A 14,215-nucleotide genomic window follows, 5' to 3' on the forward strand; every position below is an offset into this window, starting at 1 on the left:
CGAGCTGAGCATTGAGGACTACTCGAACAACGAGAAGATCGCTTACCCGCCGCGCAAGCTGACCACGGAAGGTGCCCGCTCCTTCGGCAACGAGCAGCCCGGGGATTTCTGCTACTATGCGCCTTGGGGAGACATCGTTTTCTTCTACGCGGGCTACCACTATTCCCCGGGCCTCGTCAGGCTTGGTCGGCTCGACGGCCCGATCGAACCGCTGCTGGTGAAGGGCACCTTTCCTCTGTGCCTGGAAGCTCTGGAGTAACCGCTGCCCGCCCGAAGTCCGCGCGATTAGAGCGCAGCAAAAAGGCCCCGAGGAGAACCCGGGGCCATTCGCGTTGTCGGAAAGATCAGAGGAACTGGCCGTTGTCGACCTGGATCACTTGGCCGGTCACCGCGCGGCCCATGTCCGAGGCGAGGTAGAGCGCCGCGTAGGCCTGGTCGATCGGTTCGGTCGAGGGCACCGTGGTGTTGGTGTACTTGTCCGAAAACTCCAGCATCTCGCCGCCACCGTCCTGCTCGCCAGCGGCCCATGCTCGGGCTGCGTCGGTGTCGGTCACGCCCGGCGCGATCGCATTGCAGCGGATGTTGGTGCCCGAAAGGCGGATGGCGATGTTGAGGGTCATCGTGTTGATGCCGCCCTTGGTGGTCGTGTAGGCGACGCCGCAGATCGGCTTGGTGCCGTTCACCGAGCTGACGTTGATGATCCGGCCCTCGTTACGGGGCATCATGTGGTTGATCGCCTCGCGGCAGAAGCGGAACGGGCCGGCAAGGTTGATCTGCATGATCTCGTCAAAGTGGTCGTCTGTGGTCTTCTCGACCGCGTACATCTCGCCGACACCAGCGTTGTTGACCATGATGTCGACCTGTCCGAAGGCTTCGATGGCCTCCTTGAACACCCGCACCGGGGCCTCGCGGTCGGCGCTGTCGGCAACCACGCCAATCGCATTGTGTCCCTTTGCCGTGATCTTGGCGACGGCCCTGTCGAGGCCCTCTTTCCCGCGTGCGGTCAGCACGACATTGGCGCCCTCTTCGGCGAAGAGATCGGCGATGGCGTAGCCGATACCCTTGCTCGCGCCGGTGACGACGGCAGTCTTACCCTCAAGCAATTTCTTCATTTCTGTGGTCCTTCTTGGATTATTCTGATTCGACAGGAACGCCCCGGTCAGGCCGGCAGAACTTCGACCGTGGCGCCGCGTGCCCGCGCCGACACCATCGGCGCGAGATAGGGGCTGCTCGGGTACTTTGCGCGGTAGGCGGCATCTATGGCCGGCGTCATCGCCTCGTCCATTTGAACGAAGCGCACGTCGAACACCTGACCCGCAAGGTGGACTTGTCCTGCACCTTCGCGCAGCGCGGCGCGGTACCAGCTCGATGCCGCGCCGCTGTATGCCCGGACGAACAGCCGACCCTCAGCGATAACCGCCCAGATGTAGGTGGGGGTGCCGAAGGTCGCGTGGTCCTCGCGCAGCGGCGCGATGCGCAGCCCGTCGTTTGCCGCGAACATGTCGAAAAATTCAGCGGCCCAAGCCATGGGCGTGCTCCTTCCGGTCTGTCGGCTGCTTGAACACAGCGCTCGACCGGAAATCTAGCAGGCTGCCGCATGGGCATTAGAGCGCCGATGCAACTGCCGGTCATGAGCACAATTCATAGAACCGGTTCGCATGGAACCATGCGCGTGCCGACATAAAGAAACCCCGCAAGGCAGCACCTTGCGGGGTTCGACATCGTCAGGACCTGCGGTCAGCCGATTGCTGGCAGCCCACCGATCAGCTTGTCCAGCGTCACCGGATATTCGCGCACACGCACGCCGGTGGCGTTGTAGACGGCATTGGCCACCGCCGCAGCCACGCCGCAAACCCCGAGCTCACCAACGCCTTTGGCCTTCAGCGGAGAGGCCACCGGGTCGAGCGTGTCGATAAAGATCACCTCCTGCTCGGGGATGTCGGCATGTACCGCCACCTCGTAACCCGCGAGGTCGTGGTTGGCGAACATGCCGCGTCCGCTATCCAGTGCCATGTCCTCGGAAAGGGCAGCGCCGACGGCCATCGTCATCCCGCCGATCACCTGACTGCGCGCGGTGATCGGGTTGAGAATGCGGCCCGAGTCGCAGACCGCCAGCATCCGCCGCACCCGCGTCTCGCCGGTGCCGGCATGCACGCCGACCTCGACGAAATGCGCGCCGAACGTGGCCATCTGGTACTCGGACTGGAAGTCACCCCACTCGATGGAATCCACCGCGTCGATCTGGCCTTCCAACTCCGACAGGGCACGGTCCGTGTCGCCAGCGATCACCCGCCCGTCACGGAACTCCGCTTCCTCGACGCCAAGCTGCTCGGCGATGCGCTCGCGCAGCGCCATGCACGCAGCATAGACACCCGCCGAGGAGGACGCGGCGCCGAACTGACCGCCCGAGCCCGAGGACACCGGGTAGGCGCTGTTGCCCATGCGCATCTCGACATCATCGAGAGTGAGCCCCATCGTCTCGGCGGCGGTCTGCGCCAAAATGGTGTACGAGCCGGTGCCGATGTCGGTCATGTCGGTCTCGATCACCAGCTTACCGCCCTCAAGCAGCGCCCTTGACCCCGACGGCAGCACCAGCGCGCCGCGGTAAGCCCCGGCCACGCCATGCCCGACCAGCCATTGGCCGTCGCGCGTCGCTCCCGGCGCGGTGTTGCGATCGGTCCAGCGGAATGCTTCTGCGCCCCGGTCGAGGCATTCGACGAAATTCCGGTCGGAGAATTCCTGCTCCGGGTTCGACGGGTTGACCTGCGTGTCGTTCACCTTGCGGAATTCCACCGGATCCATGCCCAGCTTCTCGGCCATCTCGTCCATCGCCACTTCCAAGGCCATCAGGCCCGCGGCCTCGCCCGGTGCGCGCATGTCGGCGGACTCGGGCAGCGACATGGTGACGATGTGGTGCTTGGCGCGGATGCTGTCCGAGGCATAGAAAAACGGCGTCTGCGCCGTGGCATCCTCGCCGCGGCCATCGGGCAGCGCATGCGAGGCCGCCTCGTGCCAGATTCCGGTCAGCTTGCCGTCCTCGCCCGCCGCAAGGCGGATGCGCTGCACGGTCTCCGAGCGGTGCGTGGTGTTGTTCATGATGAACGGACGCGGCAGCGCCAGCTTCACCGGCGCGCCCGCCGCCCGCGAACCAAGCGCCGCCAGAACCGCATCCGCGCGGAGCCAGAGCTTGCCCCCGAAGCCGCCGCCTATGTAAGGGCTCTCGACGCGGATCTTGTCTTCGTCCAGCCCGAAGGTGGTGGCCAGCGAGCCGTGGTTCCAGTTGATCATCTGGTTCGAAGTCCAGACGGTCATCTGGTCACCGTCCGACCAGTCAACGATCGAGGCATGCGGCTCCATCGCCATGTGCGACTGCGAAGGCGTGTGGTACATCTCGTCCAGCAGCGCGGCCGCGCTGGAAAAGGCCGCTTCGACGTCGCCGGTGTCGGTGTCCATCTCGCCCGAGCCCTGCAGCCTTTCGAAGGCGGCGCCAAGGTCATAGTCCGCCGGATCGCCCTTTTCGTACTCGACCTCGATCAGCGAGGCCGCTGCACGCGCCTGCTCGAAGCTGTCGGCCACTACCACGGCAATCGCCTGATGATAGTGCTGCACCTCGGCGCCGCCAAAAAGGCGCGCGACGTTGTTCATGCCCTTCTCGAGCGGATCGATCTCCAGAGTGGTGACAACCGCCCGCACGCCGGGCGCATTGCGCGCGGCCTCGGCATCCATCGACACGATAAGCCCGTGGCTGATCGCGCTTCCCAGCGGGTAGCCGTAGAGCTGGCCCTCGACCACATCGTGTCGCTCGTAGGCGTAAGGCGCAGTGCCGGTGACCTTGAGCGGGCCATCGATGCGGTGCGTCGGACGACCGACGAACTCGGCATTGTCGAACAGGGTGTTCTCGCCTGCTGCTTTGTCGAATTTCATGGCGTCACTCCTCTGCCAGCATGGCCGCGAGCGTGCGCTCGGCCAGGGTGATCTTGAAGGCGTTCTCCTCGGTCGGGCGCGCGCCGCCGAGCAGCTCGGCCATCACCGCCGCCGCGCCGTTGGACAGCTCGGCGTCGGCGGCCGCGCTGCGCCACGGCTTCGGCGCGACGCCGCCAAGGGCCACGCGTTCGGTACCGTCGGGCTGACGGATCAGCGCCACCGAGACCAGTGCAAAGGCATAGGACGCCCGGTCCCGCACCTTGTGGTACTTCTGTTCGCCGCCAACCGGCGCGGGCAGGGTCACCGCGGTGATCAGCTCGCCCGGCATCAGCGCGTTCTCCCGCTCGGGCGTGTCGCCGGGCAGCAGATGGAACTCCTCGAGCGGGATGCTCCGGGTCATGCCTTCGGGGGTCACCGTTTCGACCACCGCGTCAAGTACGCGCATGCCCACCGCCATGTCCGAGGGATGCGTGGCGATGCAGGCATCCGACGTGCCTATCACCCCGAGCTGGCGCGAGAAGGCGCCCTCGCTCAGCGCGGCGCAGCCAGAGCCCGGCGCGCGTTTGTTGCAGGGCTGGGCCGTATCGTAGAAATAGGGGCAGCGCGTGCGCTGCAGCAGGTTGCCGCCGGTCGTCGCCTTGTTGCGCAACTGCCCCGAGGCGCCCGCGGCAATCGCCCGGGTCAGCACTGCATAGTTACGGCGGATGCGGGCGTCGGCCGAAAGCGCGGTGTTGGTCACCAGCGCCCCGATGCGCAGCCCGCCCTCTTCGGTTTCGGTGATCTCGTCGAGGCCAAGGCCGTTGACGTCGATCACATGCGCCGGGCGCTCAATCTCGAGCTTCATCAGATCCAGTAGGTTGGTGCCCCCGGCGAGGAACTTGGCGCCCTCGACCTCGGCGGCGCGCGCCGCGGCCTGCGCCGGATCGGTCACCTTCTCGTACGAAAACGCTCTCATGCCTCGTCTCCTTCAGCGACCTGAGTGATGGCGGCGAGAATGTTTGCATAGGCGCCGCAGCGGCAGATGTTGCCCGACATGCGCTCGCGGATCTCCGCGTCGGTCAGCGCTATCTCGGCGGTCAGATTGCCGGTGACATGGCTGGGGATGCCGGCGCGGATCTCCTCGATCACCGATTTCGCCGAGGTGATCTGGCCCGGCGTGCAGTAGCCGCACTGGAAACCGTCGTTCTCGACAAAGGCCGCCTGCATCGGGTCCATCTGTTCGGGCGTGCCGATCCCCTCGATGGTTTTCACCTCGTCGCCATCGTGCATCACCGCCAGCGACAGGCACGAATTGATGCGCTGGCCGTTCACCGTGCAGGTGCAGGCACCGCACTGGCCATGGTCGCAACCTTTCTTTGTGCCGGTGAGCTTCAGCTGCTCGCGCAGCGCGTCGAGAAGCGTGGTGCGGTTGTCAACGGTCAGCTCGCGCTCTTCACCGTTCACCGTCAGCGTGACGGCTGTGCTTTCGGGACCGACGGGTGTGCCCGTTGGTGTCACGGTCTGCGCTGCGCTGCGCTGCCCGCTGGCAGCGCTCATGGCGATAGCCGCACTTCCGGCCAGTAGGGTCCGGCGGCGGAGTTCAAATTCGATGGGTGGGGACATCGGAGTTCCTTCCTGTCGATGGAGCACGCCGCAATGGATCGAAGGAGGCGCCGCGCGAAATTTGAGGAGGAGGGTGCGGCTCCGGATGGCTTTGTCCAACTTCGTCTGGCTCAATGCCGGCATTAGCCAGATTCATGAAACCAATCGGATCGGTTGCGCGTTCGCGCGAGCCCGTTGGTCTAAGCCTCCGAATTTCGGGAAATTCAGCAATGCAGCTCATGAACCGGATGAGCGATTGCCCCATAGTCAGTTTGTCGCAGGAGGATCACAAAGCCGCGACGTTTCCTTGCGGTTTTGTGATCGGCAACGGGAGGAGCGCGCTCCGCGACGGTCCCGTCCGGACGCCGTCTGGGAGACGCCGAAGACACTCCAGGAACGTAAAGACATGCAAGAAACACCCTCTGCAAGTCCGTGGAAGAAGGTCACCCTTCTGATCCTCGGACTTGTCCTCCTCGCAACCGGCCTCTTCCTGATGGTTGGTGGTGTCCGCCTGCTTATGCTGGGCGGTTCACTCTACTTTGCGCCCGCCGGGCTGGCGCTCGTGGTCTCGGGTATCCTCGTGGCACGCCGCCGCCCGGCCGGAGCCTACCTGCTGCTGCTGACCTTCGCGCTAACCATCCTCTGGTCGCTGCTCGATGTCGGGCTGACGCTCTGGCCGCTGATATCGCGCCTTGCAGCGCCAGCCGTTCTGGCGCTGGTCACGCTGCTGCTCTTGCCGGCCTTTGATTTCGCGCAGCGCCCCAAGTCGTTCCGCCTGCCCCAACTCGGTGCGGTGATCATCGCCCTCGCGCTCGTGCTGACCGTGATCGAGGCCTACCAGACGCAATGGATCGTGCGCCCGTCCGGTGACCGTGACATCGTCGCAGGCGCCGGGGTCTCCTCCCCCGCGGACGAGAACTGGGCGGTCTGGGGCGGCAACGCCGAGGGCTCGCGGTTTAGCGCCCTCGACCAGCTGACCCCCGAGAACGTCGATGGGCTCGAAGTCGCCTGGACCTACCGGACCGGCGAGGTGCCGTCGGGCGGTCAGGGCCACATCGTGACTCCGCTTCAGGTGGACGGCATGCTTTACGGCTGCACCCACACCAGCCGCCTCTTCGCAGTGAACGCCGAGACCGGCGAGGAAGAATGGACCTTCGACCCCGAGGCCGAGGGCAATATCTTCCCGCGGTGCCGCGGCGTGATCTACTACGACGCGACTTCCAACCAGACGCCGGCCGAGCGCAATGGCGACCTCGCTCCGGTGGCCGAGGGCGCGGCCTGCGCGCAGCGGATCATCTCGAGCACCGTCGATGCGCGCCTCGTGTCGGTGGACGCGGAAACCGGCGCGCCCTGCGCCGAGTTCGGCGACAATGGCATCTTCGACCTGCGCAACGGCATGGGCGAGGTGAAGCCGGGCTACTACTTCCAGACGTCTTCGCCGACGGTCGGTCGCGGCGTGATCGTGATCGGTGGCTGGGTGCATGACAACGCCGAGGTCGGCGAGCCCTCGGGTGTCATCCGTGCCTTCGATGCGCGTACCGCAGAGCTGGTCTGGGCCTGGGATCTGGGCAACCCGGACATCACCATGATGCCGCCCGAGGGTGAGAGCTATTCTCGCGGCACACCGAACGTCTGGTCGACCATGTCCTATGACGACGAGCTGGGTCTCGTGTTCCTGCCGGTCGGCAACGCCACCCCCGACTTCTGGGGCGGGCACCGGTCGGATGCGGCAAACGAGTACTCCTCCTCGGTCGTGGCGCTCGACATCGAGACCGGGCGCGAGCGCTGGCACTTCCAGACCACGCACCACGATCTGTGGGATTACGACGTGGCCTCGCAGCCGGTGCTCTACGATGTCCCGGACGGCAATGGCGGCACCATTCCCGCGGTGCTCCAGCCGACCAAGCGCGGCCAGATCTTCATGCTGAACCGCGAGACCGGCGAGCCCATCGCCGAAGTCGAGGAGCGCCCTGTCCCCACCGACGGCGTCGACAATGAGACCTACTCGCCGACCCAGCCCTATTCCGTGGGCCTGCCCTCCTTCGGGACTGAGCAGCTGACGGAGTCGCGCATGTGGGGCGCTACGCTGCTGGACCAGCTCTACTGCCGCATCCGCTTCAAGTCGGCGCGCTACGAGGGCGACTTCACGCCGCTGACCACAGAGCCGACGATCATCTATCCCGGCTGGTCGGGCGGCATGAACTGGGGGTCGGTCTCGATCGCCGAGGACCGGGGCCTGATGATCGTCAACGACATCCGCATCCCGATCATCAGCCGTCTCATCCCGCGCGACACATTCGACGCGCTGGCCGAGTCCGGCGAGACCCACGGCGGCAGCGCCCCGCAGCACGGCACCCCTTGGGGCCTGCAGCAGGACCGCTTCATGTCGCCGCTCGGCGTGCCCTGCCAGGAGCCTCCTTACGGCACGCTCTCGGCTGTCGATCTGAACACCCGCGAGGTGGTCTGGTCCAAGCCGCTCGGCACGATCCAGGATGCCGGCCCCATGGGCCTGCCCACGGGTCTGAAAATCCCGCTGGGCCTGCCGACCCTTGGCGGTTCGGTCTCCACAGCGTCGGGCCTCGTCTTCATGGCCGGCACGCAGGACTATTACATCCGCGCACTCGACGCCGAGACCGGTGAAGAACTGTGGAAGGGCCGCCTCCCGGTCGGCGGCGAGACCACCCCTATGACTTATGTCTCCCCGGAAAGCGGCCGCCAGTTCCTGGCGATCACCGCCGGTGGCAACCGCGCCACCAACATTCGCGGCGACTACATCGTGGCCTTCGCCCTGCCCGATTAACCCACGACCGGCGCGGCCCCTGGGGCCGCGCCATCAAACGCGGCGGCCCGGCGCCTCCTCGCGAGGCGCCGGGCCGTATCGTCTTTGCCGCTTTCATGACAGACAGTCATCACTGGCAGAAGTTATGCGGCTATACCGCGCCACCCGAGGCCCGGCGTACAAGTGTCGCAATCCGCTCATATCCCCCCAGAGATTCAGAAGGACACGCCTCCCATGTCCCAGGCAACCTCCTCGATTGCCCCCGGAGCTGGCCTTTCGCCGCGCCTTGCGCTCCTTGCGATCGGCCTCGGCGCCTTCGGCATCGGCACCACCGAGTTTGCCCCCATGGGCATGCTGCCCGCCATCGCGGACGGCATTGACGTTTCGATCCCAGCGGCTGGCCAGCTGGTCACTGCCTATGCCGTCGGCGTGATGGTCAGCGCGCCGTTTATGACGCTCTATCTCGCGCGCTTCGGACAACGTCGCGCGCTGATCATCACCATGGCGATCTTCACCCTCGGCAACCTCGTCTCGACGCTGGCCCCCGACTACTGGTCGCTGATGGCTGGGCGCGTGCTGACCTCCCTGTGCCAAGGTGCCTTCTTCGGGTTCGGCGCGGTGGCGGCAACCTCATTGGTCCCGCCCGAGCGCCGCGCGAGCGCGCTAGCGATCATGTTCATGGGCACCAGCATCGCCAATATCGGCGGCGTGCCCGCCTCGGCCTGGATGGGCGAGACCATCGGCTGGCGCGCGGCCTTTGCCGTGACGGTGGTGCTCGGCGTGCTGGCGCTAATCGCCCTTGCGCGCGCCCTGCCCGAGACCGGACCGCAGCCGCGCCCCGATGCGAAGCGCGAGCTTGCGACCTTGCTGCGCCCCCGGATGCTCGCGACCCTTGCCGCCACCGTGCTCTTCGCGGGCGGCTTCTTTGCGGTCTACACATATGTCGCGCCTTTCCTACAGGAGATCGCGGGAGCCACCTCGCGCTTCGTGACGCTGATGCTCGTGTTGGTCGGGCTGGGGCTGACTCTTGGAAACTGGCTGGGCGGCGAACTGGCTGACCACTCGCTTGAGCGTGGTGCCGCACAGGCGATGAGTGCCCTGGCACTGACCTCGCTGGCACTGCCTTTCGTCTGCAGCACGACCGCGGGCACCATCCTAGGCTTTCTCGCCTGGTCAACCGCAGCCTTCGCCTGCGTCCCGGCACTCCAAATGCGCGCCATGCACGCCGCAGCCGAAGCACCGAGCCTGGCCGCAGCCATGAACATCGCCGCCTTCAACCTCGGCAATGCGGTAGGCGCGGCAGTGGGCGGCGCGGTGATCGGTCTCGGCTTTGGGGTCGGCACGGTCCCGGTGGCCGGTGCCCTGCTGGCCCTGTTGGGTTGTCTTGCCCTGCGATTGCAGAAAGGTGCGGTGGCATCTGCCAAAACTCTTGAGACTTGAGAGCTTTTGAACGGCCAAGTCTCGCCCGCTTTGTCCAGAACCGCACGGGCGGCTTCGGACGACGGATCGACGGAAGGCGAGAGCGCCAACTTCGGAACCGGCTACCGGCGCTGCGGCAGCAAGACCGATTTCTGCTTGAGCCGCATTGAGCGAGCTCCCGGATAGTTTCGCGGTGCCGCCAAGTCCTGCGAAACAGGGTGCCAAGCCCGCCCTCAAACCACGCCGTTTTGCAAATTCGCCCAACCTTCGGAGGATCAGGCAAGGATGCCGCCGGAATGGTCTATCTGTGTCCGGTCCCGCTGGACTATCTGAGCTTCAACGCCGACGCGCCTGTCAGCGCTCCGTCTTCGAAAGGACACACGATGGAACTCACTCAGGACTGGGACAAGACCTTCCCGAAAAGCGACAAAGTCGACCACAAGAAGGTCACCTTCACGAACCGCTACGGCATCACACTCGCGGGCGATCTTTACACACCTAAGGCCGAAGGCCCCTTCGCGGCCATCGCCGTCAGCGGCCCCTTCGGCGCCGTGAAGGAGCAATCCTCCGGCCTGCACGCCCAGACCCTGGCCGAGCGCGGCTTCGTCACCCTTGCCTTCGACGCCTCCTACACTGGAGAAAGTGGTGGCCAGCCCCGCGATCTGGCCTCGCCCGAGATCAACACCGAAGATTTCAGCGCCGCCGTCGATTTCCTTGGCCTGCTGGCAGGCGTCGACCGCGAGCGCATCGGCATCCTCGGGATCTGCGGCTTCGGCGGCATGGGCCTGAACGCGGCCGCAGCCGATCCGCGCATCAAGGCGGTTGCCGCCACCACCATGTACGACATCAGCCGCATGATGTCGCAGGGCTACTTCGACAGCACCACGAAAGAACAGCGCATCGAAGGCCGCAAGGCACTCAATGCGCAGCGTTGGGCGGATGCCGAGGCGGGCACCGCCGCCTACGGCCCGACCGCGCTGCAGAACCTGCCGGAGGACGCGCCGCAGTTCGCGAAGGAATATGCGGCCTACTACACCGACGAAAACCGCGGTTTCCACGCGCGTTCGGTCAACTCCAACGGCTCCTGGACGCTGACCACGCCGCTGTCATTCATGAACATGCCGCTGCTCACCTACATCGACGAGATCGCGCCGCGCCCGGTGCTGCTCGTCCACGGCTCGGCAGCACACTCGCTCTACTTCAGCGAAACCGCCTATGCCAATGCGGCCGAGCCCAAGGAACTGTTCATCGTGAAGGATGCGACCCACACCGACCTCTACGACCAGATGGACAAAATCCCCTTCGACAAGTTCACCAGCTTCTTCACCGAGAACCTGTGATAAAACCGCGGGGCCACCTTCGGGTGGCTCCGCATCTTTATTTGGACATCAGGCAGATGAGCGACCCCGACATCCAATACGGACGAGAGCCGCACGCAAAACTGGCGCAGATGATCCAGGCGTGGTCCGGCACGTCGGAGGACGCCTCCACCCCGATCGAGAGCCTGAGCTTCTTCCGGCGCACCCGGCCGACCGAGCCGGACCTCTGCCTGGTGGAGCCCGCGCTGCTCGTCGTGGCGCAGGGTGCCAAGCAGATGTTCGTCGGCGGCGCGCCGCACCGCTATGATCCTTCGGGGTTTCTCATCACGTCGCTGGAAATTCCCGGGCAGACACAAATCATCGAGGCCAGCCCCGACGCGCCCTGCCTTGGCCTGGTGATGAAGCTCGATCAGCGCATGCTGGCCGAAATGGTCGCCCGCAACGTGACGCCGCCGCACCAGAAGACCGACCGCAGCAGCGTCGCTGTGGGCACAGTGACGCCCGAGCTGATCTCCCCGCTCGAACGGCTCGTCGCCCTTCTGGATGAACCCGGAGCCATCCCCGTGCTCGCGCCGCTGATCCTGCAGGAGATCCACTACCGCCTCCTTCTGAGCGATCAGGGAGATCGACTGTGGTCCTTCGTGGCCGCGGGCAGCCCGAACCAGCGTATCCTGGCGCTTCTCAACTGGATGAAGCTGCACTACGCCGAGCCACTGCGTGTCGAGGATCTGGCCGAGCGCGCGCAGATGAGCGCCTCGACCTTCCACCAGCACTTCCGCGAGCTGACAACGATGAGTCCGCTGAGGTACCAGAAATGGCTCCGTCTGAATGAAGCGCGGCAGCTGATGCTGAACGACCATCTGGATGCCGCCAGCGCCTCCTACCGCGTGGGCTACGAGAGCCCCTCGCAGTTCAGCAGGGAATATGCGCGGCTCTTCGGCAACCCGCCCAAGCGGGACATCGATCAGTTGCGGCTTGAGGTGGCGCAATAACGCCCCGGACCGCCCTTGGATATAGGGCGCCCTGCTGCTGACGAGCATCCGACCGCGGCCGTGCTTTTGCGGACGTGCCGCTGTTCGCAGGGATGCTGGTTCTTGCAGGCCCGGGCCATTCCGGCCACCGGTCACCAGACGCAGGCGCAAGCTCCGGCCTGCGGCTTCCGGGCCCGCAGTGCAAGGACCCTCCGAACGCCGCCCGGACGCGCCTTGCCCGGCTATCAGATTGTCTCGATCCGGACGGGATAGGTGCCGTTGTGCAGCAGCGGCTCCACGGGACCCTCGATATGGCCCAGCCGGATCAGGTCGTTGCGGAAGGTGTATTCGCCGTGGAACAGCGCGAGGTTTCCCCAGCCGAGGAAGTAGCACAGGTCGCCCGGTGTCTCGTCGCCGAACGCCTCGAAGCCCCCCTCGTCGAGGCGGCGCGGCAGATGCACGATCTTCTCGTTGGTCGAGAAATCCTCGATTTCCAGCGCCAGCGGCAGCAGCGACAGGAGGTCCCGCACCGTGGGATTGTCGAAGAGCGTGTAGGTCGCGACCTGATCGTCGAAGCGAAATTGCAGGCGTAGGGCCTGCGCCCGCGCCACCGCCGGAACCAGAAGGCTCGCGGCAGCTCCGGTGACAAGGCTGCGGCGGGTCGGACGTGTCGTTGCAGTCATGTGATCAGCTCTCCTCCGGTTCAGCGCGAGGGTTTCAGAAGATGGCGGCCGCCTCCCGTGAGGGCCACCGCAACCAAGGCCAACATGACGCTTCCCCAAAACGTCGCGACGACCGAGAACTGGTCGAGAAGCAGGCCACCGACCATGCCGCCGAGCAGGATGGACGCCTGTATGACCGCGACCATCAGCCCCCCCGCCGCCTCGGGCAGATCGTCGGCGTTGCGCGACATCCAGCTCATCCAGATCACCGACATCGCGGTGTTCATCGCACCCCAGAGCGCCAGCAACATCCCGGCAGCGACCGGCGCAGCGCCAAAGAGCAATAGCCCGGAGGTGCAGCCGCCCATCACCAGCGCGGGCAGGCACAGCATTCGCTCGACGCGGCCACCGACCAGGCGGCCCGACAACCAGGAGCCGACGAAGCCTGCGCCTCCGAGAACCAGCAGCAGGACCGAAAGCGCCTCCACGCCTACGCCAGTGACCTGCTCAAGGAACGGCCGTAGGTAAGTGAACATGGTGAAGGCCGAACCCCAAGTGAAGGTCACCGCCAGAAGGCCGCGCCGGAAATAGCCGCGGGAGAAGAGCACCCCGAAGCTGGCAAAGCTCTGACGGTCACGCGCCGGCAGTGACGGGAGGGCGACCAGATGCCAGACGAGGTTCGCCGCCACCAGCGGCGTCAGCGCCCAGAACACGCCGCGCCAGCCTATCACCTCGCCGAGGTAGCTCCCGATTGGGGCAGCAAAGGCGGCTGCGATGGCCTGCCCGCCGTACATCAGCCCAAGCGCCTTCGGAACCTCACCTTCCGGGACGAGCCGCATCAGGATCGAGGTGGCGAGAGACCAGAACCCGCCGACGCAAACGCCCAGCAGGGCCCGCCCCAGCATGAGCACCGAAAAGGACGGCGCCGCCGCGACGACGACCAGCGACAGCAGCATCAACCCGGTCAGCCCGACAAGCACGGACTTGCGGTTCACCCGGCCCACGGCGGTGGTGATGAGAAGGCTGGTGGCCACGGCAAAGAGGCCGCTGATCGAGATCGCCTGCCCGGTCTGCCCGACACTCGCCCCGAGCCCCTCGGCCATCGGGGTGAGCAGGCTGACAGGCATGAATTCCGACGCGATGAGCAAAGCCACGCAGAGCGACATCGAAAGTACCGCGCCCCAAAGGGCCTTGCCCGCAATCTCGGGTGTTCCAAGGCTGATGTCCGACAATCGTTTAATCCTTGCGAGGTCGTCCTGCACCTCGGTTACCCTGAATTCGCGCGGCCGATTATGCGGTAATTCGCAATGCAGTCATGAGCCTCACAGATAGAAGCCCTCGAAACCCGACATACGTGGCACCGAGCCTGTCCTCTCGCTTTGATGAATGTGGCTCATGGCTGCGTTCTGGAAGGGCGATCTAATGCGCCGCGAGACCGATCCGGCGTTGTTGCAGAACTCTCGCCATGAAGGATTCACATTACGAATCCATGCAGTTAGACGGGCGGCATGAGCAAGCCCGAGCCCGCCCGCTACCGCACCACCAACTGGTCTGACTACA

At 65.6% G+C, this 14,215-nt stretch carries 13 protein-coding genes; 5 read left to right on the plus strand and 8 right to left on the minus strand.

Annotation, left to right across the window (positions count from 1 at the left end):
- On the plus strand, positions 1 to 259 hold a 259-nt coding region (locus LCM15_RS22370; protein ID WP_224860033.1), incomplete at its 5' end, for a cyclophilin-like fold protein.
- Between the two features lie 85 nt (positions 260 to 344).
- Here the strand turns inward: LCM15_RS22370 and LCM15_RS22375 are convergent.
- From LCM15_RS22375 to paoA, 5 genes are all read right to left on the minus strand, one after another.
- Positions 345 to 1,112 (minus strand): SDR family NAD(P)-dependent oxidoreductase, encoded by a 768-nt coding sequence (locus LCM15_RS22375; protein WP_224860034.1) that lies wholly within the window; start codon positions 1,110 to 1,112, stop codon positions 345 to 347.
- 47 nt (positions 1,113 to 1,159) lie between these two features.
- Positions 1,160 to 1,528, minus strand: a complete 369-nt coding sequence (locus LCM15_RS22380; RefSeq protein ID WP_224860035.1) for a DUF2255 family protein — start codon at positions 1,526 to 1,528, stop codon at positions 1,160 to 1,162.
- 209 nt (positions 1,529 to 1,737) lie between these two features.
- Entirely contained in the window at positions 1,738 to 3,924 is a 2,187-nt protein-coding gene (locus tag LCM15_RS22385; protein ID WP_224860036.1) for a xanthine dehydrogenase family protein molybdopterin-binding subunit, read from the minus strand.
- A gap of 4 nt (positions 3,925 to 3,928) precedes the next feature.
- The gene (locus LCM15_RS22390) at positions 3,929 to 4,879 is read right to left on the minus strand and encodes an FAD binding domain-containing protein (RefSeq protein WP_224860037.1); all 951 of its coding nucleotides are present in this window, start codon (positions 4,877 to 4,879) and stop codon (positions 3,929 to 3,931) included.
- Positions 4,876 to 5,526, minus strand: a complete 651-nt coding sequence (gene paoA, locus LCM15_RS22395; RefSeq protein WP_224860038.1) for an aldehyde dehydrogenase iron-sulfur subunit PaoA — start codon at positions 5,524 to 5,526, stop codon at positions 4,876 to 4,878. Before paoA ends, LCM15_RS22390 begins: the two co-directional genes overlap by 4 nt.
- A 385-nt stretch (positions 5,527 to 5,911) precedes the next feature.
- Here paoA and LCM15_RS22400 point away from each other — a divergent pair, with 385 nt between their 5' ends.
- The 4 genes from LCM15_RS22400 (at position 5,912) to LCM15_RS22415 (ending at position 12,014) form a co-directional block, all read left to right on the plus strand.
- Positions 5,912 to 8,305 (plus strand): membrane-bound PQQ-dependent dehydrogenase, glucose/quinate/shikimate family, encoded by a 2,394-nt coding sequence (locus LCM15_RS22400; RefSeq protein ID WP_224860039.1) that lies wholly within the window; start codon positions 5,912 to 5,914, stop codon positions 8,303 to 8,305.
- A gap of 213 nt (positions 8,306 to 8,518) precedes the next feature.
- On the plus strand, positions 8,519 to 9,724 hold the full coding sequence (locus tag LCM15_RS22405) for an MFS transporter (protein WP_224860040.1): 1,206 nt from the start codon (positions 8,519 to 8,521) through the stop codon (positions 9,722 to 9,724).
- A gap of 362 nt (positions 9,725 to 10,086) precedes the next feature.
- Positions 10,087 to 11,043 carry an alpha/beta hydrolase gene (locus LCM15_RS22410; RefSeq protein ID WP_224860041.1) on the plus strand — a complete coding sequence of 319 codons (957 nt, stop codon included), beginning with the start codon at positions 10,087 to 10,089 and terminating at the stop codon, positions 11,041 to 11,043.
- Between the two features lie 56 nt (positions 11,044 to 11,099).
- Positions 11,100 to 12,014, plus strand: coding sequence for an AraC family transcriptional regulator (locus tag LCM15_RS22415; RefSeq protein ID WP_224860042.1), 915 nt, complete (start codon positions 11,100 to 11,102; stop codon positions 12,012 to 12,014).
- A 224-nt stretch (positions 12,015 to 12,238) separates the two neighbouring features.
- Here LCM15_RS22415 and LCM15_RS22420 read toward each other — a convergent pair whose 3' ends face one another.
- The 3 genes from LCM15_RS22420 to LCM15_RS22430 all read right to left on the minus strand — a co-directional run.
- Positions 12,239 to 12,676, minus strand: a complete 438-nt coding sequence (locus LCM15_RS22420; protein WP_224860043.1) for a cyclophilin-like fold protein — start codon at positions 12,674 to 12,676, stop codon at positions 12,239 to 12,241.
- A 20-nt stretch (positions 12,677 to 12,696) separates the two neighbouring features.
- On the minus strand, positions 12,697 to 13,887 hold the full coding sequence (locus tag LCM15_RS22425; protein ID WP_224860044.1) for an MFS transporter: 1,191 nt from the start codon (positions 13,885 to 13,887) through the stop codon (positions 12,697 to 12,699).
- 90 nt (positions 13,888 to 13,977) lie between these two features.
- On the minus strand, positions 13,978 to 14,215 hold a 238-nt coding region (locus LCM15_RS22430; RefSeq protein WP_224860045.1), incomplete at its 5' end, for a hypothetical protein.

The organism is Salipiger bermudensis (assembly GCF_020171625.1).
GTDB lineage: Bacteria > Pseudomonadota > Alphaproteobacteria > Rhodobacterales > Rhodobacteraceae > Salipiger > Salipiger bermudensis_B.